Source organism: Microbacterium telephonicum (assembly GCF_003651225.1).
GTDB lineage: Bacteria > Actinomycetota > Actinomycetes > Actinomycetales > Microbacteriaceae > Microbacterium > Microbacterium telephonicum.
The window spans coordinates 121,941-141,392 of the sequence record NZ_RCDB01000001.1 but is presented as its reverse complement, the minus strand read 5'-3'; the positions used below and the strand labels follow the sequence as shown (position 1 = coordinate 141,392).

Annotated in this window: 21 protein-coding genes and 3 tRNA genes; 12 read left to right on the top strand and 12 right to left on the bottom strand. The window is 69.4% G+C overall.

The window, feature by feature from the left end; translation table 11 throughout:
• Window positions 1–22 precede the first annotated feature (22 nt).
• Window positions 23–703, top strand: coding sequence for an HAD hydrolase-like protein (locus C7474_RS00775; protein ID WP_121056765.1), 681 nt, complete (start codon window positions 23–25; stop codon window positions 701–703).
• Between the two features lie 25 nt (window positions 704–728).
• On the opposite strand, the gene C7474_RS00770 is transcribed toward C7474_RS00775, so the two are convergent.
• Window positions 729–935 (bottom strand): cold-shock protein, encoded by a 207-nt coding sequence (locus tag C7474_RS00770; RefSeq protein WP_121056763.1) that lies wholly within the window; start codon window positions 933–935, stop codon window positions 729–731.
• Between the two features lie 308 nt (window positions 936–1,243).
• On the opposite strand from C7474_RS00770, the gene C7474_RS15365 reads away from it, so the two are divergent.
• A complete protein-coding gene (locus C7474_RS15365) occupies window positions 1,244–1,885 on the top strand; it encodes a GntR family transcriptional regulator (protein ID WP_121056761.1) in 642 nt (213 codons plus the stop codon).
• A 74-nt stretch (window positions 1,886–1,959) separates the two neighbouring features.
• Here the strand turns inward: C7474_RS15365 and C7474_RS00760 are convergent.
• A tRNA-Leu gene (locus tag C7474_RS00760) sits at window positions 1,960–2,043 on the bottom strand.
• Between the two features lie 144 nt (window positions 2,044–2,187).
• Between C7474_RS00760 and C7474_RS00755 the strand changes: the two genes are divergently transcribed.
• From C7474_RS00755 to pknB, 7 genes are read left to right on the top strand one after another with little or no spacing between them, the layout of a single operon-like run.
• Window positions 2,188–2,916 (top strand): FhaA domain-containing protein, encoded by a 729-nt coding sequence (locus tag C7474_RS00755; RefSeq protein ID WP_121056759.1) that lies wholly within the window; start codon window positions 2,188–2,190, stop codon window positions 2,914–2,916.
• Entirely contained in the window at window positions 2,913–3,455 is a 543-nt protein-coding gene (locus tag C7474_RS00750; protein ID WP_121056757.1) for an FHA domain-containing protein FhaB/FipA, read from the top strand. The genes C7474_RS00755 and C7474_RS00750 overlap by 4 nt, the downstream gene beginning before the upstream one ends.
• Window positions 3,456–3,468: 13 nt before the next feature.
• Window positions 3,469–4,710, top strand: a complete 1,242-nt coding sequence (locus C7474_RS00745; RefSeq protein ID WP_121056755.1) for a PP2C family protein-serine/threonine phosphatase — start codon at window positions 3,469–3,471, stop codon at window positions 4,708–4,710.
• Window positions 4,707–6,086, top strand: coding sequence for an FtsW/RodA/SpoVE family cell cycle protein (locus C7474_RS00740; RefSeq protein WP_121056753.1), 1,380 nt, complete (start codon window positions 4,707–4,709; stop codon window positions 6,084–6,086). Before C7474_RS00745 ends, C7474_RS00740 begins: the two co-directional genes overlap by 4 nt.
• Window position 6,087: 1 nt before the next feature.
• Complete coding sequence (locus C7474_RS00735; RefSeq protein WP_121056751.1) at window positions 6,088–7,545, top strand: peptidoglycan D,D-transpeptidase FtsI family protein; 1,458 nt, start codon at window positions 6,088–6,090, stop codon at window positions 7,543–7,545.
• Complete coding sequence (locus tag C7474_RS00730; RefSeq protein WP_121056749.1) at window positions 7,542–9,284, top strand: serine/threonine-protein kinase; 1,743 nt, start codon at window positions 7,542–7,544, stop codon at window positions 9,282–9,284. Before C7474_RS00735 ends, C7474_RS00730 begins: the two co-directional genes overlap by 4 nt.
• Before the next feature lie 57 nt (window positions 9,285–9,341).
• The gene (pknB, locus tag C7474_RS00725) at window positions 9,342–11,042 is read left to right on the top strand and encodes a Stk1 family PASTA domain-containing Ser/Thr kinase (RefSeq protein ID WP_121056747.1); all 1,701 of its coding nucleotides are present in this window, start codon (window positions 9,342–9,344) and stop codon (window positions 11,040–11,042) included.
• An 18-nt stretch (window positions 11,043–11,060) separates the two neighbouring features.
• On the opposite strand, the gene C7474_RS00720 is transcribed toward pknB, so the two are convergent.
• The 3 genes from C7474_RS00720 to C7474_RS00715 are packed head-to-tail and all read right to left on the bottom strand — an operon-like array spanning window position 11,061 to window position 12,674.
• Complete coding sequence (locus tag C7474_RS00720; protein ID WP_121056745.1) at window positions 11,061–11,696, bottom strand: anthranilate synthase component II; 636 nt, start codon at window positions 11,694–11,696, stop codon at window positions 11,061–11,063.
• Window positions 11,689–11,847, bottom strand: coding sequence for a hypothetical protein (locus tag C7474_RS15105; protein WP_199692333.1), 159 nt, complete (start codon window positions 11,845–11,847; stop codon window positions 11,689–11,691). Before C7474_RS15105 ends, C7474_RS00720 begins: the two co-directional genes overlap by 8 nt.
• On the bottom strand, window positions 11,847–12,674 hold the full coding sequence (locus tag C7474_RS00715; protein ID WP_147436654.1) for a class E sortase: 828 nt from the start codon (window positions 12,672–12,674) through the stop codon (window positions 11,847–11,849). The genes C7474_RS15105 and C7474_RS00715 overlap by 1 nt, the downstream gene beginning before the upstream one ends.
• Window positions 12,675–12,727: 53 nt before the next feature.
• Here C7474_RS00715 and C7474_RS00710 point away from each other — a divergent pair, with 53 nt between their 5' ends.
• Window positions 12,728–12,964, top strand: coding sequence for a cell division protein CrgA (locus C7474_RS00710; RefSeq protein ID WP_121056743.1), 237 nt, complete (start codon window positions 12,728–12,730; stop codon window positions 12,962–12,964).
• Window positions 12,965–13,162: 198 nt separating this feature from the next.
• Here C7474_RS00710 and C7474_RS00705 read toward each other — a convergent pair whose 3' ends face one another.
• Both C7474_RS00705 and C7474_RS00700 read right to left on the bottom strand, forming a co-directional pair.
• The gene (locus C7474_RS00705; protein WP_121056741.1) at window positions 13,163–14,026 is read right to left on the bottom strand and encodes a rhomboid family intramembrane serine protease; all 864 of its coding nucleotides are present in this window, start codon (window positions 14,024–14,026) and stop codon (window positions 13,163–13,165) included.
• A 10-nt stretch (window positions 14,027–14,036) separates the two neighbouring features.
• The gene (locus C7474_RS00700) at window positions 14,037–14,594 is read right to left on the bottom strand and encodes a peptidylprolyl isomerase (protein ID WP_121056739.1); all 558 of its coding nucleotides are present in this window, start codon (window positions 14,592–14,594) and stop codon (window positions 14,037–14,039) included.
• Between the two features lie 106 nt (window positions 14,595–14,700).
• Here C7474_RS00700 and C7474_RS00695 point away from each other — a divergent pair, with 106 nt between their 5' ends.
• The gene (locus tag C7474_RS00695; RefSeq protein ID WP_121056737.1) at window positions 14,701–15,273 is read left to right on the top strand and encodes a DNA helicase; all 573 of its coding nucleotides are present in this window, start codon (window positions 14,701–14,703) and stop codon (window positions 15,271–15,273) included.
• Window positions 15,266–15,742 carry an aminoacyl-tRNA deacylase gene (locus C7474_RS00690; protein ID WP_121056735.1) on the top strand — a complete coding sequence of 159 codons (477 nt, stop codon included), beginning with the start codon at window positions 15,266–15,268 and terminating at the stop codon, window positions 15,740–15,742. Before C7474_RS00695 ends, C7474_RS00690 begins: the two co-directional genes overlap by 8 nt.
• Here the strand turns inward: C7474_RS00690 and C7474_RS00685 are convergent.
• The 5 genes from C7474_RS00685 to gyrA all read right to left on the bottom strand — a co-directional run bounded on the left by C7474_RS00685 (window position 15,720) and on the right by gyrA (window position 19,441).
• Complete coding sequence (locus C7474_RS00685; RefSeq protein ID WP_121056733.1) at window positions 15,720–16,172, bottom strand: NUDIX hydrolase; 453 nt, start codon at window positions 16,170–16,172, stop codon at window positions 15,720–15,722. The genes C7474_RS00690 and C7474_RS00685 overlap by 23 nt on opposite strands.
• Window positions 16,173–16,218: 46 nt before the next feature.
• Window positions 16,219–16,291 (bottom strand) — tRNA-Ala (locus C7474_RS00680).
• An 11-nt stretch (window positions 16,292–16,302) separates the two neighbouring features.
• Window positions 16,303–16,379, bottom strand: a tRNA-Ile gene (locus C7474_RS00675).
• 72 nt (window positions 16,380–16,451) lie between these two features.
• Window positions 16,452–16,856: a DUF3566 domain-containing protein gene (locus tag C7474_RS00670; protein ID WP_121056731.1), complete on the bottom strand. Its 405-nt coding sequence runs from the start codon at window positions 16,854–16,856 to the stop codon at window positions 16,452–16,454.
• Window positions 16,853–19,441 carry a DNA gyrase subunit A gene (gene gyrA, locus C7474_RS00665; protein WP_121056729.1) on the bottom strand — a complete coding sequence of 863 codons (2,589 nt, stop codon included), beginning with the start codon at window positions 19,439–19,441 and terminating at the stop codon, window positions 16,853–16,855. The genes C7474_RS00670 and gyrA overlap by 4 nt, the downstream gene beginning before the upstream one ends.
• Window positions 19,442–19,452: the final 11 nt, after the last annotated feature.

Below are 19,452 nucleotides of genomic sequence, written 5' to 3'. Positions count from 1 at the left end.
CCGCGCAACTAGGCTGGGTCCCATGGCCCCACGATCCCCGTTCAGCTGCATCCTGTGGGACATCGACGGCACGGTCGTCGACGCATCGGAGGGCATCCTGCGCCGGTTGACGCGCTGCCTGACCGAGCTCGGTTACCCGGCGCCGACGCGCGAGGAGCTCGTGCACTGGATCGGCCCGCCGATGCACCAGTCGTTCCAGACGAACGTCGGCATGACGCCCGAGCAGGCCGCCGCGGCCGTCGTGCACTACCGCGCGATCGGCAAGGAGGACGGCTACACGAGCGGCGCACGCCTGTATCCCGGTGTCGGCGAGCTCATCGGCGACCTCGCGGATGCCGGCATCCCGCAGGCGACGGCGAGTTCGAAGCCTGAAGTGCAGGTGACCGCGCTCATGGACCACTTCGACCTGGCGGTGCATCTGCAGGCGATCGTGGGCGCGACGGCCGACGAGAAGACGCGCGCGACGAAGTCCGCGGTCATCGGCGAAGCGCTGCGACAGCTCGCCGCGGACGGGCACGACGTCAGCCGACCGGTGCTCATCGGCGACCGTCATCACGACATCGACGGCGCGGCCGAGCACGGTGTGCCCGTGATCTTCGTGCGGTGGGGCTTCAGCTGGCCGCACGAGTCAGAAGGTGCGCAGGCCGTCGTCGACACCGCCGACCAGCTGCGTGATCTGCTGCTGGTCGACGGCGACGTCTGACGGACGCGGAGCGATCCTCAGAGGATCAGAGGGGGCGGATGTTCTCCGCCTGCAGGCCCTTGGGGCCCTGGGCGATGTCGAACTCGACCCGCTGGTTCTCCTCGAGCGAGCGGTAGCCGCCCGACTGGATGGCGGAGTAGTGGGCGAAGACGTCAGCGCCGCCCTCGTCGGGTGCGATGAACCCGAAGCCCTTCTCCGAGTTGAACCACTTGACGGTACCGCTGGTGCTCATGAACTGCCTTACGTGCGAGCTGTATCCCGGCGCGGATGCGCCGATTGCTCCTTACCGTAACGGCAGCGCCCGACGCTGTCGTGTCGTATGAGAGAAGGTGACACAAACGTTGCATCCCGGCAACAACCATTCGACGCCCGGGCGCCACGTGCTCTCGCACTCACGCCCGGGCGTCGACGGATCCCCCCGGATAGGCCACGCGGAGCGTGACGCGGCCGAGTCTACTGATATATCGGCGCGCCAGACAGAGAGGTTTGCTTGCGAATCCGCCGTGAATCCCGGTGCGCACGCCATAAAATGAACCCTCGATGAGCGCGACACTCGACCCGATCGAACTCACGAGCGGCATGATCCTGGGCGACGAGGTGTATCGCACCATCGGTGCGGCCATCCTCGACGGCCGCCTCGCCCCCGGCGTGCGCTTGCGCGACGTCGATCTCGCCCAGCAGTTGGGAATCTCCCGCACCCCCGTGCGCGAGGCGCTGCAGCGGCTGGAGCGGTTCGGTCTCGTCGAGATCGCCGTCGGCCGCTACACCCGGGTGTCGGTTCCGGATGACAAGCTGCGTCACGACACGGGCGAGTTCACGGCCCTGTTCATGGGCAACGCGCTGCGTCTCGCGGTGCGCAGCGCCACCGACGCGCAGCTGGCCGAGATGCTCGTACTGGCGGATGCCGTCGTCGACGCCGCCGGCCAGGCCGACGCCCTGCTCCTGTTCGAGCGGTCCACCACGATGTTCGTCGCTGTCACGCGGGCGACGGGGAACAGCGTGTTCATCGGCATCATCGGCGAGGCCGCCCTCGCCATCCAGCGCAACCTGCGCGGGTGGGTGCCGTTCATGGCGTGCCCGATCGAGCGCGCCGCGCATTACACGCTGCTGCGCGACGCGATCGCCCGGCGCGACGCCGACGAGGCCGAGCGACTGCTGCGCCACCTGCACGGTGTCGACTGACGCACGCACCGCATCCGAGAACGAGAGAACCCCCGATGCCGGATGATCCGGATCGGGGGTTCTTCTGCGCTGTGTGCGCGAGGGGGGAGTTGAACCCCCACGCCCTTTCGGGCACTGGCACCTGAAGCCAGCGCGTCTGCCTATTCCGCCACTCGCGCGAATCCGTTCGCACGGACTCAACCTGCCGAGGATATCACGGCACCTCGCACGCCGACGAATCGGGGCCCTCCGCGCCCGATCCACGGTCTGCTCAGGGTGTGCAACTAGCATGATCCCACCGGCCAACCTGCCAGAGGAGCCCCGTGGGACTACTTGACAGCTTCGAGAAGGGACTCGAGCGCGCGGTCAACAGCGCGTTCGCGAAGACCTTCCGCAGCGGCGTTCAGCCTGTGGAAGTGGCCTCCGCCCTGCGCAGCGAGCTGGATGTGAAGGCGGCCGTCGTGAGCCGTGACCGCATCCTGGCGCCCAACACGTTCGAGGTGCGCCTCGCTCCCGAGGATGCCGCGCGGATGTCGGCGCTCGGCAGCACGCTCACCCATGAGCTGCACGCCCTCGTCGAAAAGCACGCGAAGTCCCAGGGCTACAGCTTCGCCGGCCCGGTCACGATCGATCTCGTCACCGATCCCGAGCTGACGACGGGCACGCTGCGCGTCGCGTCGCGCACCGCGTCGGGCGGCGAGGTCACGTGGCGCGGCGTCGTCGACATCGCCGGCACCCGGCATCCGCTCGTCAAAAGCCGCACCGTGATCGGCCGCGGCAGCGATGCCGACGTCACGATCGCCGACGCGGGCACGAGCCGTCGTCACGTCGAGATCCTGTGGGACGGCGAGCGCGCGATGGTGCGCGACATGAACTCGACCAACGGCACCAAGCTCAACGGCGCGAAGGTCTCCGAAGCGGCGCTCCCGCCCGACTCCGTCGTGACGATCGGCCGCACCGACATCGTCTTCACGGTCGTGCCGCAGGCCGTGCCGCCCCGCCCCGCGCCGTCCGACCGGACGCGCGCCTTCGACCTGGGGGATCTCGCGTGAGCGAACTGACCCTGCTGCTTCTGCAGGTGGGCTTCCTCGTCCTGCTCTGGTTCTTCGTCTTCGCCGTCGTGTACTCGCTGCGCGCCGACCTGTTCGGAGTGAAGGCGCGCAAGCTCCCCGATCCCGCGCCGGCCGCCCCGTCCGCCGGTCCCGCCGCCGGTCCCGCCGACCTCACCGCGCCCGTCGCCCCCGTCGCGCCGGCCGCGAAGCCGCGCACGCCCTCGGGACCCGCCGCCGCGACCACCGACAGCGTCTCGCGCATCGTCGTCACCTCGGGTCCGAAGGCCGGTCTCGAGCTGCCGCTGGGCTCGGAGCCGGTGACGATCGGCCGCTCCAGCGAGTCGGGCCTCGTCATCCGCGACGACTACACGTCGAGCCATCACGCGCGCCTGCTGCTGTGGGGGCAGCAGTGGATGCTGCAGGACCTCGACTCGACCAACGGAACGTGGCACGACGGCAAGCGCGTGAGCGCGCCGGTGCCGATCCTCGTGGGCGCCCCCATCAAGGTGGGCGCGACGACGTTCGAGCTGCGGAAGTAGCGGACGCCGGCACATGGTCTTCGAAGGGTCGAGCACCGCCCTCTCCCATACCGGGAAGGTGCGCTCCAACAACCAGGACTCGGGCTACAGCGGCTCGAACCTGTTCGTCGTGGCCGACGGCATGGGCGGGCACGCCGGCGGCGACGTCGCCTCGAGCCTCGCGATCCACCGGCTGAAGGAGCTCGACCACGCCTACGCGTCCACCTCGGACGCCGAATACGCGCTGCGCGACGCGATCAGCGACACGGCCGCGGAGCTGATCGACACCGTCGCCCTGCGTCCCGAGCTCGCCGGGATGGGCACGACCGTCAGCGCCGTCGTGATGGTCGACGACTACGCGGTCATCGCCCACATCGGCGACTCCCGCGTCTACCTCTTCCGCGACGGCGCACTCACCCAGATCACGACCGACCACACCTTCGTGCAGCGCCTCGTCGACTCCGGGCGCATCACCCCGGAAGAGGCGCGCTACCACCCGCGCCGCTCGGTGCTCATGCGCGTGCTCGGCGACATGGACCCCGATCCCGAGATCGACGCGTTCATCATGCCGACCCAGCCGGGCGACCGCTGGCTCATCTGCTCCGACGGTCTGTGCGGCGTCGTCGACGACGCGCACACCGGCAAGACGCTCGCGCAGGGCTACGCGCCCGGTCGCACCGCCGACCTGCTGCTGAAGCAGGCCCTGGATGCCGGCGCCCCCGACAACGTGACCATCGTGCTCGTGGACGTCGGCGGCAACCATCCCGTCGCCAGCGGCACGCCCACGATCGTCGGCTCGGCATCCACGCCGTTGGGCGTCGAGATCCCCGCTGCCCGCCCCGGCCGCAGCAGCTGGCTGCACCCGGCGCGTCAGGCCGCCAACGAGCCGACCCATTTCGAGCCGGGCCTGGAGTACCTCGAGGAGGTCATCGAGGAAGACCGCCGTCGCGTCCGGCGCCGACGGGTGTGGTGGATCGTGGGGCTTGCCGCGTTCCTCGTCGCCGCCGCGATCGCCGCCGTCGCGGGATACAACTGGACGCAGACCCGCTACTTCGTCGGAACCGACGAGGACAGCGTCGTCATCTACCGCGGCGTGCAGCAGAACATCGGCCCCTTCACGCTGTCGTCGGTCTACGAAGACACCGAGATCCCCCTCACCGACCTGCCCATCTACCAGCGGATGGCCGTCGAGGAGACCGTCTCGGCACGCTCGCTCTCCGACGCGCAGGCGATCGTCGCCAGCATCCGCCGCTCCCTGCCGAAGGGAGAGTCATGACCTCCGACCAGATCAGTGCGGACACAGCGGTCCTCAAGGCGCTCAAGCGCATCCGGATGCCGCAGACCCACCGCAACCGCGAGCTCGCGCTGCTGGTGTTCGCGTTCGTCATCAACGGCGCCGCGCTCGCCCTCGTGCAGCTGGGCGCCCTGGGCGCGATCGACCCGACGTTCCTGTACTACTGCGGCGGCATCACGGTGCTCGTGCTCGCCCTGCACGTCGTGCTGCGGCTGCGCGCCCCCGCCGCCGACCCGTTCGTCGTGCCGATCGCGACGGTGCTCACCGGTCTCGGCGTCGCGATGATCTACCGCATCGACATCGAGAAGAATGTCGACGGGTGGGAGGCGCTGTCGACCAAGCAGCTCGTGTGGACGGCGATCGCCATGGCCGGTGCCATCGCGATCGTGCTCGCGCTGCGCAACTACCGCGTGCTGTTCCGCTACACCTATGTGTTCGGCTTCGCCGGCATCGCCCTGCTGCTGCTGCCGTTCGTGCCCGGCCTCGGCGCCGACGCGAACGCCGACGTGTGGGTGTCGATCGCGGGACTGTTCTCGTTCCAGCCGGGCGAGCTCGCCAAGATCGCCCTGGCGATCTTCTTCGCCGGCTACCTCGTGCGCACCCGCGAAGCCCTCACGAGCGTCGGCACCCGCTTCCTCGGGATGACGTGGCCGCGCGTGCGCGAGTTCGGCCCGCTGCTGTTCATCTGGCTCGGCTCGCTCGCGATCATCGTGCTGCAGCGCGACCTCGGCACCGGCCTGCTCATCTTCGGCATGTTCGTCGCGATGCTCTACGTCGCGACGGGCAAGACGAGCTGGGTGCTCATCGGCGTCGTGCTCGCCGTCGTCGGCGCCATCGCGGCCGCCCAGGTGCTGCCGTACGTGCAGGGCCGTTTCACGAACTGGCTCGACGCGTTCAACCCCGACCTCATGGACAACTCCAGCATGCAGCTGGTGACCGGCATCTTCGGCCTGGCCCAGGGCGGCCTGATCGGCACGGGCCTCGGCCAGGGACGTCCGGGGCTGACTCCGCTGGCCCGCAGCGACTACATCTTCCCGAGCCTCGGCGAGGAGCTGGGCCTCGTGGGGGTGTTCGCGATCCTCTGCCTCTACATGCTGTTCGTCAGCCGCGGTATCCGGATCGGCCTGGCCGGGCAGGACGACTTCGGCAAGCTGCTCGCGACCGGCCTGTCGTTCACGATCGCCCTGCAGGTGTTCATCATGGTCGGCGGCGTCACGCGCGTCATCCCGCTCACCGGTCTCACGACCCCGTTCCTGGCCGCGGGCGGCTCGTCGCTCGTGGCCAACTGGCTCATCGTGGCGCTGCTGCTGCGCATCTCGGATGCCGTCCGCTCCCGCCCCCGGGTGGTGATCGGCTGACATGACCAAGGAACTTCGACGCCTGTCGCTGGTGATGCTGGCGATGTTCCTCGCCCTGTTCGCCTCGACGAGCTACATCCAGGCCGTCGGCGCGGGCGATCTGCAGGCCAACACCGCCAACCGGCGCGCGCTCTACGACTCGTACGAGGTGCAGCGCGGTTCGATCTTCGCCGGCAGCGAGCTGATCGCCTCGTCGGTGCCGAGCTCCGACATCTACAGCTGGTCGCGCACCTACCCGGATGCCGACAAGTGGGCGCCGGTGACCGGCTACATCAACCCGGTGCTCGGCTCGTCGACCGGTCTCGAGCGCGCGATGAACAGCGCGCTCTCCGGCACCGGCAGCTCGCAGTTCCTCTCGCGGATCGACCGCATAGTGACCGGGCAGCCGCCGCGCGGGTCGAACGTGCTCACCACGATCGACCCGGCGGTGCAGCAGGCCGCCTGGGAGGCGATCTCGCCCTACGAGGGCGCGGTGGTCGCAATGGATCCGAAGACCGGCCGCATCCTGGCGATGGTGACGAGTCCGAGTTTCGACACGAACCTGCTCGCCTCGCACGACACCACCGCGGTGCAGAGCGAGTACGACCGGCTCGTGGCCGACCCGACCAAGCCGCTGTACAACCGCGCGATCGCCGGCGACCTCGACCCGCCCGGGTCGACGTTCAAGCTCGTCGTGGCCTCGGCCGCACTCGCTTCGGGCGATTACACCCCCGACTCGACGTTCGAGAATCCGTCGGAGTGGACGCTGCCGGGCACCTCGACGCTCATCCACAACTTCGATCGCGGCGCCTGCGGGCCGGGCGAGACGGTCACGCTCGCGACGGCCCTGCGCCTGAGCTGCAACATCCCGATGGCGCAGCTGGCGGTGCAGCTCGGAGACGACGCGATCCTCGAAGAGGCCGAGAAGTACGGGTTCAACCAGTCCTTCGACATCCCGCTCACCACGACCGCGTCGGTGTACCCGCGGGGTCTCAACGACCCGCAGACCGCGCTCAGCGGATTCGGGCAGGGCGACGTGCGCGCCACCCCGCTGCAGATCGCGATGGTCTCGGCCGGCATCGCCAACGACGGCGTGGTGATGAACCCGCTGCTCGTCGACTCGGTGGTGGCCCCCGACCTGACGGTGCAGCAGACGTTCGACAGCTCGGAGTTCAAGACGGCGCTGACGCCGGCGCAGGCCGAGCTGATGACGCAGATGATGGTCGCCAATGTCGATGACGGCGCGGCCAGCGGTGCAAGAATAGACGGGGTCGACGTGGCCGGTAAGACGGGCACGGCCGAGCACAATCCGGGCGATCCCTTCACACTCTGGTTCACCGGTTTCGCACCGGCCGACGACCCCCAGGTCGTCGTCGCCGTGATGGTGCAGAACGGCGGTGGGCTCGGTCAGGCGGGGCAGAGCGGCAAGATCGCGGCCCCGATCGGAAAGAAAGTCATTGAGGCGGTGCTGAACGGATGAGACCGACGCAGGGTGTGAGCTTCGGTGGACGCTACGAGCTGGACTCGCGGATCGCCATCGGCGGCATGGGCGAGGTCTGGGAAGCGACCGACCATGTGATCGGGCGCACGGTCGCCATCAAGATCCTCAAGGACGAGTACATGGGCGACCCCGGGTTCCTCGAGCGCTTCCGCGCCGAGGCCCGCCACGCCGCGCTCGTGAACCACGAGGGCATCGCCAGCGTCTTCGACTACGGCGAGGAGAACGGCTCCGCCTTCCTGGTCATGGAGCTCGTCCCCGGCGAGGCACTGTCGACGATCCTCGAGCGCGAGGGGTCGCTGTCGACCGACAAGACGCTCGACATCGTCGCGCAGACCGCCGCCGCCCTGCAGGCCGCGCACGCGGCGGGCCTCGTCCACCGCGACATCAAGCCCGGCAACCTGCTCATCACGCCCGACGGGCGCGTGAAGATCACCGACTTCGGCATCGCGCGCATCGCCGATCAGGTGCCGCTGACGGCCACCGGTCAGGTCATGGGTACTGTGCAGTACCTGTCGCCCGAGCAGGCCTCCGGTCACCCGGCCTCCCCGGCGACCGACATCTACTCGCTCGGCATCGTCGCGTACGAGTCCCTCGCCGGCAAGCGTCCCTTCACGGGGGAGTCGCAGGTCGCGATCGCGATGGCGCAGATCAACGACGTCCCGCCGCCGCTGCCGCAGACGATCGCCGAGCCGGTGCGCAACTTCGTGCTCAGCATGATCGCGAAGAAGCCCGAGGACCGCCCCGCCACGGCATCCGCCGTCGCCCGCGCGGCCACGGCCCTGCGCCGCGGCGACATCGCCGGCGCCGCCGCGATCGTGCCGGCCATCGCCGGGGGAGCGGTCGTCGTCGACGAAGTCACCCAGCTGCTGACGGCCGGTGTCGGCGCCGACCAGGCGACGCGTATCATGCCCACGAGCACCGCGGCGCTCGACCAGCCCGGCGCCGACGCCGAGGGCGAGACGCCCGCCAAGAAGAAGCGCAGCCCGTGGACGTGGCCGCTGATCGCGCTCATCATCCTGCTGCTGCTCGTGCTCGGCGGCACGCTGTGGGCACTGCTGTCGGGCGGTAACGGCGACGGCGACCCCACGACGCCCCCGCCCACGAGCAGCACGCCGACGCAGTCCGGCACCCCGACGCCCGAAGTGACGCCCATCGACATCGAGTCGCTCGGCCTCATCGGCAAGACGTGCGACGAGGCGACCTCGATCGCCAAGGGCGCCGGCATCGTCGACGTCTCCTGCAGCACCGGAAACGCGGCCCCCAGCTCCGACCAGATCGGCCTGGTCTACGCGACCGACCCGACGGCGGGGAACATCAACCCGCAGACCGGCTCGCTGCGCCTGACCGCCTACGGCGACGAGACCCCGATGGCCCAGCCGGGTGCCCCGACGATCGCCGGCGGAGCCGCGACCGTCACGGGCGGCTCAACCGTCGAGATCATGTGGACGGGCTACACCTGCCCGAACGGCGCCACGGCCACGAACTACGCGTTCACGGCCTCCGGCGGCATCTTCGAGGTGAACGGTCAGCCCACCCTGACGCGCCTGATCAACCAGCGACCCACGAACCTCATCGTGGACGCCGGACCCGGCGCCTTGTCGGTCACCTACACGGTGACCTGCGAGGGCGAGGGTGGTCAGCGTGTGTCGGGCGACTCCAGTGAGGCCGTTGCCACGATCCAGCCGGCGTCCACCCCCACCAGCACGCCGGCCCCCTGACCCGGTCGACGTCCAGGACGGTCCACTAGGCTGGCGAGGTCCAGCCGAGGGAGTGAAGTGTCTGCTGAGCCGCGCGTTCTTTCCGGCCGCTACCGGGTCGACGACCTGATCGGTCGCGGTGGGATGGCCTCGGTGTACCGCGGCGAGGACACCACCCTCGGACGCGCCGTCGCGATCAAGATCCTCAAGCCCGAACTCGCCGCCGACGCGTCGTTCCGCACCCGGTTCCGCCTCGAGGCGCAGGCCGCATCGCGGATGTCGCACCCCGCGATCGTGCGCGTCTTCGACGCGGGCGAAGACGTGGCGACGGATGCCGACGGCCACGAGCGACCGGTGCCGTACATCGTCATGGAACTCGTCGAGGGGCGGCTGCTGAAGGACGTCATCTCCGAGGGCGACGTGCCGGTGACGGATGCCGTGCGCTACGTCGACGGCATCCTCGAGGCGCTCGAGTACTCCCACCGCGCCGGTGTCGTGCACCGCGACATCAAGCCCGGCAACGTCATGGTCACCCCGGCCGACCAGGTGAAGGTCATGGACTTCGGCATCGCGCGCGCGGTGTCGGATTCCTCCTCGACGGTCGCCGAGACGACGGCGATCATCGGCACCGCCGCCTACTTCTCGCCGGAGCAGGCCAAGGGCGAGCCGGTCGACGGACGTGCCGACCTGTACTCGGCGGGTGTCGTGCTGTACGAGCTGCTCACCGGTCGCGCGCCGTTCCGCGGCGAGTCGCCGGTCGCCGTCGCGTACCAGCACGTGAGCGAGGCTCCGGTGCCGCCCTCCGAGCTCGACGGCCAGGTGTCGCGCTCGCTCGATGCCGTCGTGCTGCGGGCGCTCGCGAAGGACCCGTTCCAGCGGTTCCAGGATGCCGCGTCGTTCCGCACCGCGCTGGAGGCGACGACCGAAGGCAAGACGCCGAGCAAGCGTCAGGTCACCTCGCTGCAGAACCAGCTCTACGGCGCCGACCCGCGCCAGGCCGCCGAGACGGCGCGGTCGCTGCGCCAGTTGAGCTCCGACACGACGATGCGCCGCACGCAGTCGGGTCCGCCGGTCGCGTGGATCTGGACGGGCGTGGCCCTGCTCGCCGTGCTGCTGATCTCGGTGCTGATCTGGGTCGTGACGATCCGTCCGGGCGCCGAGGTGCCCGGCAACGCCCGCATCATCCCCGACCTCACCGACGTCTCGTGGGATCGCGCGCAGGAGGAGCTCGAGAAGCTCGACCTCATCGCCGACCGCGTCGACGAGTCCAGCGACGCCGTCACCGAGGGCAACGTCATCCGCACCGATCCCGCCACCGGAACGAGCGTCGCGCCGGGCCAGGAGGTCTCGGTGTACGTGTCGACCGGGCAGGAGATGGCGACCGTCCCCACCGTCGTCTCGCTCAACCGTGCGGAGGCGACCGATGCGCTCACCGCCGCCGGGCTGCAGCTGGGCACCGTGACGGCGACCAACGACCCGAACCTGCAGGCCGACGTCGTCATCTCGTCGAGCCCGTCGGAGGGCGCGTCGGTCGCGGCCGGATCGGTCGTGAACCTGGTGGTCGCCAGCGGCAAGGTCACCGTCGTGAACATGTCGGGGTGGACCCTGGATGCCGCGACCCGCGAACTGCAGTCCGACGATCTGAAGCTGACGCCGGAGCGGGTCGACGACCCCAACTGCGTGGGCGATCCCGCCGCGCCGACGGTCGCGTCGCAGTCGGCCATCGGCGATGTGCCGGTCGGCTCGGCGATCCAGTTGACGGTCTGCACCGGCTCCTGATCCCGCGTTCACCGCGGGTCAGCCGCGCAGCGGATGCAGGTGCGCGGCCCGCGCGGGTGCGTCGGGCACGCCGGCGGTGACGAGCCAGTTCGCGAGCAGTCGGTGGCCGCCCTCGGTCAGCACGCTCTCGGGGTGGAACTGCACCCCCTGCAGCGGCAGCGACCGGTGGGTGAGTCCCATGACGACGCCGCTGTCGGTGCGTGCCGTGACGATCAGCTCGGCGGGGATCGTGGCGGGGTCGACGGCGAGCGAGTGGTAGCGCGTCGCGCGCAGGGAATCGGGGAGACCGGCGAACACGCCCGCTCCGTCGTGCCGCACCTCGCAGGCGATGCCGTGCATGAGCTCGGGAGCGTGGGAGACGTCGGCGCCGAACGCGACGGCGAGGGCCTGGTGACCCAGGCACACGCCGAGCAGGGGGATCTGCGCCCGGGCCGCCGCCCGCACGACGGCGATCGAGGCACCGGCGTGCTCGGGCGCACCGGGTCCGGGGGAGACGAGCACCCCCGCGGATGCGGCGATCGCCGCGTCGGCGTCGATCACGGCATCCGCCTCGACGAGGGTCGTCGCGGCGCCGAGCTCGTGCAGGTAGCCCACGAGCGTGTGGACGAAGCTGTCGTGGTTGTCGACGACGAGGATGCCGCCCCGGTCAGCCACCGATCGTGGAGTCCTGCGGTGTGATGAACTGCTGCACCCACGGGAACGCGTAGAAGAAGAGGCCGTAGAGCACGGCCGCGACGAGGACGACGAGGATCAGCACCCGCACCCAGGCCGGGCCCGGGAGGATGCGCCACAGGGCCGCGTACATCAGGCGGCTCCTTCCGTGAGCGAGGCGGGTGCGCCGTCGGCGCGGGGCGTGAAGTCCTCGAACAGCGCGTACGCGATGATGCGCTCGAGCATGTTGAACTTCGGGGCGCAGCTGGTGAGGGTGAGGTAGCGGCCGTCGGGGGTCGTGCCGACCTGCTGCGGAACGGGGGCGAGCACGTCGACCTGGGTGTCCTGCACGTATTCGAGGGTGCGGAAGCGGTAGGTGTACCAGCCGTCCTGCGTCTCGATCACGATGGCGTCGCCGACGACCAGCTTGTCGATGGGGTCGAACGGCGCCCCCGAGGTCCACCGGTGCGCGGCGTAGACGGTGTTGCCCATCTCGCCGGGCATCTGGGTGTCGGGGTAGTGGCCGACTTCGCCCTGGTCGAGGATGTCCTTGCGTGTGACGCCGGAGGCGATCGTGAACTGCCAGCCGGAGCCGAAGCGCGGGATGTGCATGACGCCGAACTGGTCACCGTGGGCCGGCTCGGCCAGGACGGGCACCGCGACCTCGGGCGTCGCGCCCGGTGTGGGCGTGGTCGTCGGGGTCGGTGTCGACGTGGCTGCGGGGGCGTCGGCCCACGACTGCGACAGGGAGGAGGCCTCGGCGCTCTTCTGCGACCCGAGGATCCAGTCGCCGATCCACATCTGCCAGGCGACGTAGAGCAGAGCGACCACGCCGACGGTGATCAGCAGCTCTCCGATGACGCCGACCACCGACACGCGGCGACGGCCGGCCCCACGCGCGCCTCGTCGACCACGGCGCGAGGATGCGGGATCGGCGGGGCTCGGCGACGTCTCGGGGGTCTGCTCGGTTGCCTCTGCCACACCGGGATTCTCGCACAGTGAGGTGGAGGGCGAGCTGACGGTAGAATCGGCGCATGGCACGTTCAGACAAGGGCGAGGAGCCCCTGGAGCAGTCTCAGGGTGAGCAGGCCCCCAACCCGGTCTGGTTCAAGCCGATCATGCTGGGACTCATGATCATCGGGCTCGTCTGGGTTCTGGTCTTCTACCTCAGCGGCTCGCGCTTCCCCATCCCGGGCATCGACGCCTGGAACCTGGTGATCGGCTTCGGCATCGCGTTCGTCGGCTTCCTCATGACGACACGCTGGCGCTGACCGACACCACGGCATCCCGCATCCGCCGGACGGTTCGCCCGTCCGGCGTTTTCGCGCGCCCGCACGCCAATGCCGTGACAGGAATTACACGCGTGTGATTCATCCCCACATGTGGATGAACCTGTGGATAAGTTTGTGGTCAGGCGCGCAGCGGCCGTCCACAAAGGTTGAGCGAGCGCAGCGAGTCGAAACCCCGCCTCAGCGGAAGAACACGAGCGCCGAGCCGACGCAGATCGCGATGAGTCCGGCGCCGATGCCGACGAGCAGCCAGGTCTGCGCGGCGCGTTGACGCACCTTCCGGGTGCGCGCGAAGACGAAGCCGACGAGGGCGCCCACGAGGCCGCCGCCGATGTGCGCCTGCCAGGAGATATTCGATCCCGGCAGGAAGGTGAAGACGAGGTTGAGCCCGAGCAGCACCGCGATCGCGGTGACGTTCGCTCCGATGTGCCGGCCGATCACGAGCATCGCGCCCAGCAGACCCCACACGGCGCCGGAGGCGCCGACGACCCAGGTGCCCGGGGCCAGCAGTGACACCAGCGCGGAGCCGCCGAGCGCGCTCAACGCGTAGAGCGCCACGAATCGCCAGCGGCCGAGCAGCGGCTCGAGGCTGCGCCCCAGCGCCCAGAGGGCGAGCATGTTCAGTCCGACATGGAAGATGCTGGCGTGCACGAACACGACCGTCAGCATCCGCCACGGCTGCACGACGGCCAGGGCGCTGTTGTAGGCGAGGTAGAACTCGATCGTGCTGCCGACGCCGGGGATCAGGGTCACCAGGTAGAGCAGGAGGGTGACGCCGACGATCACATAGGTGGCGAGCGGACGGGTGTCCAGCCCGGTGCGTGACCGACGCCGCGGCAGGCGCGCCACGTTCTCGCGATGCGCCTGGCCCGACGCCTGCCGCTGCGCGGCGAGGCATTCGGGACAGATCACCCCGACCGGCATCTGCGTCATGCACTCCGGGCAGATGGTGCGGGTGCACCGCTGGCAGAGCACGAAGCTCTGCCGGTCGGGATGCCGATAGCAGTAGTTGTCGGGGTTCGCCTGGAACGCGGCGTCGGTCACGGTCGTCGCGTCAGGCCGCGGCGATGTCGATCGAGCTGATGACGACGGGCTCGACGGGGCGGTCGCCCGCAGCCGTGCGCACGGCGCCGATCGCGTCGACCACGGCGCGCGAGTCGGCGTCGGCGACCTCGCCGAAGATCGTGTGCTTGCCGTTGAGCCACGGCGTCGGGTCGGTGGTGATGAAGAACTGCGAGCCGTTGGTGCCCTCGGCCTTGCCGGTGATCGCGTTGCGGCGCAGGCCTGCGTTGGCCATGGCCAGCAGGTACGGGTTGCCGAAGTTGAGCTCGGGGTGGATCTCGTCGTCGAAGGTGTAGCCGGGGCCGCCGACACCCTGACCGAGCGGGTCGCCGCCCTGGATCATGAAGTTCGGGATGATGCGGTGGAAGATGACGTCGGTGTAGAGCGGGCCCTCGCCCGGCTTGCCCGTCGCGGGGTCGGTCCAGGCCTGCGAACCGTCGGCGAGGCCGGTGAAGTTCTGCACGGTGCGGGGTGCGTGGTCCCCGAAGAGGTTGACGACGATGTCGCCGTGGTTGGTGTGGATCGTCGCGACTGCGGTGTGGATCGGCATGCTCATCATTCTCCCACCTGTCAACCCCTGGCAGCCCGCGCCCCGTCTGGCAAGATGGGACGAAAGACCCCGGATGAGTCTGTCGACTCGGGAAAGGGAGGGCCCTGTGAGCCTCAGCCGCAAGCGCAAGAAGCAACTCCGCAAGCTCCAGAAGGATGCGAACACCCTCTGGGAGTCGCAGCAGGTGCTGCTCGGCCAGGCCGGTGACGTCGCCCGCGAGGCCGGTCGTCAGCTCGGCAACTACAACCGCGAGCAGGTCATCCCCACGGTGCAGGAGAAGTACGAGACGTACGCCGCCCCGTATGTGAACCAGGGCGTGGCCGCCTCCAAGCACTTCTACAACCGTCAACTCGTCCCCACCGCGGGCGCGCTGATCGGCTCGGCGCTGTCGGTGTGGGACGCCGCGAACGAGACGCGTGGCCGTCTCGCCGCCGGCCGCGGGGTCGACATCGACGTCTCGAAGCTGCGGAAGAAGGCCGCCAAGTACGGCAGTGCCGCCTCGAAGCGCCTCGCCGTGTCGGAGAAGCCCGCGAAGTCCGGCATGGGCGCGGGTGGCGTGATCGCCCTCATCCTCGGCATCGCCGCGGCCGCCGGTGTGCTCTACGCCGCATGGCAGACGCTGCGGGCCGACGACGAGCTGTGGGTCGCGGACGACCCGCTCGCCGCACCGGATGCCTGATCCCACCGATCGTGTACGCGCGGCGGCATCCGCTCGCGGGCTCGACATCGAGCTACGCGAGCGGCCCGCCGCGAACAGTCTGAACGAGGCGGCGTCGCTGCTGGGTCTGACTCCCGCCGACATCGTCAAGACGCTCGTGGTCAAGCGTTCCGACGACACGTATCTGTTCGCGCTCGTCCCCGGTGACCGGTCGATCTCGTGGCCGAAGCTGCGCGCCGTCGTCGGCGTGAACAAGCTGCAGCTGCCCGACCCCGAGCGTGCTCTCGCAGCGACGGGCTACGAGCGCGGCACCATCGTCCCGATCGGCAGCACGACCGACTGGCCGGTGTTCGCCGACGAGCGCATCGTCGGTCAGCGCATCGCGATGGGAGCCGGTGCGCACGGCTACAGTCTGTTCGTCGACGCCGATGCGTTGATCTCCGCCTACGGGGCGACCGTCGCCGACATCACGGATGAAGCCCGACAGTAGTCGCCGGGACGAGGCCGGCCATGCGCAGGCCGACGTCGACGAGTTTCACGTGGTGCAGCGCCGGGATCGCGCTGAGCGGGAACCATTCCGCCCGATCCGTCGACCCGCCGATCTCGTGCGTGAGGCGCCCGCCGACGACGTGTGCCCGGTAGATGATCCGCAGCGCGTGCATCGGCTGCGGGGTGTCGGCGTGGATGCGCTGCGACGCCGGGATCACGCGCGAATGGATGCCGAGCAGCGCGTCCAGTGCCACCCGGTACCCGGTCTCCTCGCGCACCTCGCGGCGCGCGGCGACCTCGGGATCCTCGCCGGGTTCGAGCCCGCCGCCGGGCAGGGTCCACGCGGAGCGGTGGCCCTCGTTCCAGTGCGCGAGCAGCACGCGTCCGTCGCCGTCGGTGACGACGGCGTAGGCGGCGACGCGCAGATCCATACACGTCACCCTAAGGGGAGTGCGGCGCGACCTGCGGGAGGAGGAGTGGAGCCTGGGAGAATCGAACTCCCGACATCCTGCTTGCAAAGCAGGCGCTCTACCAACTGAGCTAAGGCCCCGGGAAGGGGGATGGTGGGGCTACCAGGACTTGAACCTGGGACCTCTTCATTATCAGTGAAGCGCTCTAACCGCCTGAGCTATAGCCCCGTTTCGGAAGTGCGACGCGTGCGTCGCAACCTCCAAGACTTTACCCGACGAGCGGGCAAAGATGAAATCGGCTCAGTTCGAGGTGAAGCCGACGAGCAGGCCGCCGGTCACCTTGACCATGAGGTTGTAGATGCCGGCCACGACCGCACCCAGAACCGTGAGCACGATGAGGTTGAGGATCGCGACGATCGCCGCGAACGCCATGACCTGCGGCAGGCCGACCACGTCGCTGAGCACGAAGCTGCCGTCGGTGAACGCCGAGAGCAGCTCGTCGAGCTGGCTGATGAGCCCGGTCGTCTGCAGCACCATGTAGACGAGGAAGACGACGACGACCGTGACGATCGCGAGGGCCACCGAGGCCAGGAACGACAGCTTCACGGCCGACCAGAAGTCGACGTAGACGAGGCGCAGGCGCACCTGCTTCGCGCTGGTCTTGCTCGACGACTTCCGCGCCAGCTTGTCGGCTACCGAGCTCATGCGTCACTACTCTCTTCGGGGGTCGGGGTGGTCCCGTCTGCGGGAGCGGATGCGGCCTCGTCGGGCCCTGCGGCATCCGCGGCCTCGGTCAGTCCGCGCTCGCTGTTGCGGGCGATCGCGATGATCCGGTCCTCGTCGTCGGGACGGGCGAACACGACGCCCATGGTGTCGCGGCCCTTGGCGGGGACCTCGGCCACGGAGGAGCGTACCACCTTGCCGCTGGCAAGAACCACCAAGACCTCGTCGGCCTCGGAGACGATGAGACCGCCCGCGAGGACGCCCCGATCGTCGTTGAGTTTGGCCACCTTCACACCCAGTCCGGCGCGTCCCTGCAGGCGGTACTGGTCGACCGCGGTGCGCTTCGCGTAACCGGCCTCGGTGACGACGAAGACGTATCCCGACTCCGCGGCGACGGACGCCGACAGCAGGCTGTCGCCTTCGCGGAACGACATGCCCTTCACGCCCTCGGTCGAGCGGCCCATCGGGCGCAGCGACTCGTCGTCGGCGGTGAAGCGCAGCGACATGCCCAGACGCGAGATGAGCAGGATCTCGTCGGTGTCGTCGACCAGCAGCGCCGAGACCAGCTCGTCGCCGCCCTCTTCCTCGTCCTGACCGCGGAGCTTGATGGCGATGATGCCGCCCTGACGGTTGGTGTCGTAGTCCGACAGCGCCGTCTTCTTGATCTTGCCGTCGCGGGTGGCGAGCACGAGGTAGGTGGCGACCTTGTAGTCGCGGATGTCGAGGATCTGCGCGATCTCCTCGCCCGGCTGCAGCGCGAGCAGGTTCGCGACATGCTGACCCTTCGCGTCGCGGCCGGCCTCGGGGAGTTCGTAGCCCTTCGCGCGGTAGACGCGGCCCTTCGTGGTGAAGAACAGCAGCCAGTGGTGCGTGGTCGTCACGAAGAAGTGCTCGACGACGTCGTCGGCGCGCAGCTGCGCACCCTTGACGCCCTTGCCGCCGCGGTGCTGCGAGCGGTAGTTGTCACTGCGGGTGCGCTTGACGTAGCCGGCCCGGGTGACGGTGACGACGACCTCCTCCTCGGGGATGAGGTCTTCCATCGACATGTCGCCGTCGAAGCCGTGCAGGATGTGGGTGCGGCGCTCGTCGCCGTACTTGTCGACGATGCCGGTGAGCTCGTCGCGGATGATGGCGCGCTGACGGGCGGGGTCGGCGAGGATCGCGTTGAACTCGGCGATCTGCGCCTCGAGCTCGGTCGCCTCGTCGATGATCTTCTGCCGTTCGAGGGCCGCGAGGCGCCGCAGCTGCATCGCGAGGATCGCGTCGGCCTGGATCTCGTCGATCGCCAGCAGCTCCATGAGGCCCTGGCGCGCGTCGTCGACCGTCGCGGAGCGGCGGATGAGCGCGATGACCTCGTCGAGCGCGTCGAGCGCCTTGAGGTAGCCGCGCAGGATGTGCATCCGCTCCTCGGCCTTGCGCAGGCGGAAGCGCGTGCGCCGCACGATGACTTCGACCTGGTGCTCGATCCAGTAGCTGATGAAGCCGTCGATCGCGAGGGTGCGGGGCACGCCGTCGACGATCGCGAGCATGTTCGCGCCGAAGTTCTCCTGCAGCTGCGTGTGCTTGTACAGGTTGTTGAGCACGACCTTCGCGACGGCGTCGCGCTTGAGCACGATGACGAGTCGCTGCCCGGTGCGGTCGCTCGTCTCGTCGCGGATGTCGGCGATGCCGGTGATGCGGCCGTCGCGGGCGAGGTCGCGGATCTTCAGTGCGACGTTGTCGGGGTTAACCTGGTACGGGAGCTCGGTGATCACGAGGCACGTGCGGCCCTGGATCTCTTCCACGTTGACGACCGAGCGCATCGTGATCGAGCCGCGGCCGGTGCGGTACGCGTCGCGGATGCCCTTCGTGCCGAGGATCTGCGCGCCGGTCGGGAAGTCCGGACCGTGGATGCGCGACATCAGCGCCTCGAGCAGCTCCTCGCGCGGGGCGTCCGGGTTCTCCAGCGCCCACAGGGCACCCTCGGCCACCTCGCGCAGGTTGTGCGGCGGGATGTTGGTGGCCATGCCGACCGCGATGCCGACCGAGCCGTTGACGAGCAGGTTCGGGAAGCGGGCCGGCAGGACCGTGGGCTCCTGCGTCTTGCCGTCGTAGTTGTCCTCGAAGTCGACGGTCTCCTCGTCGATGTCGCGGACCATCTCCATGGCGAGCTGGGCCATCTTGGTCTCGGTGTAGCGGGGGGCGGCGGCCCCCTGGTTGCCGGGCGAGCCGAAGTTGCCCTGTCCGTCGGCGAGCGGGTAGCGCAGCGACCACGGCTGCACGAGGCGGACGAGGGCGTCGTAGATGGCCGAGTCGCCGTGCGGGTGGTACTGACCCATCACTTCGCCGACGACGCGCGCGCACTTGTTGAACGACTTGTCGGGACGGTATCCGCCGTCGTACATGCCGTAGATCACGCGGCGGTGCACCGGCTTCAGGCCGTCGCGCACATCGGGCAGGGCGCGCCCGACGATGACGCTCATCGCGTAGTCGAGGTAGCTGCGCTGCATCTCGACCTGGAGGTCGACCTGGTCGATGTTGCCGTGGTTGTGGCCGGCGTTCGTGTCCGGACGTTCTTCGTCAGTCATGTGTTCTCAGT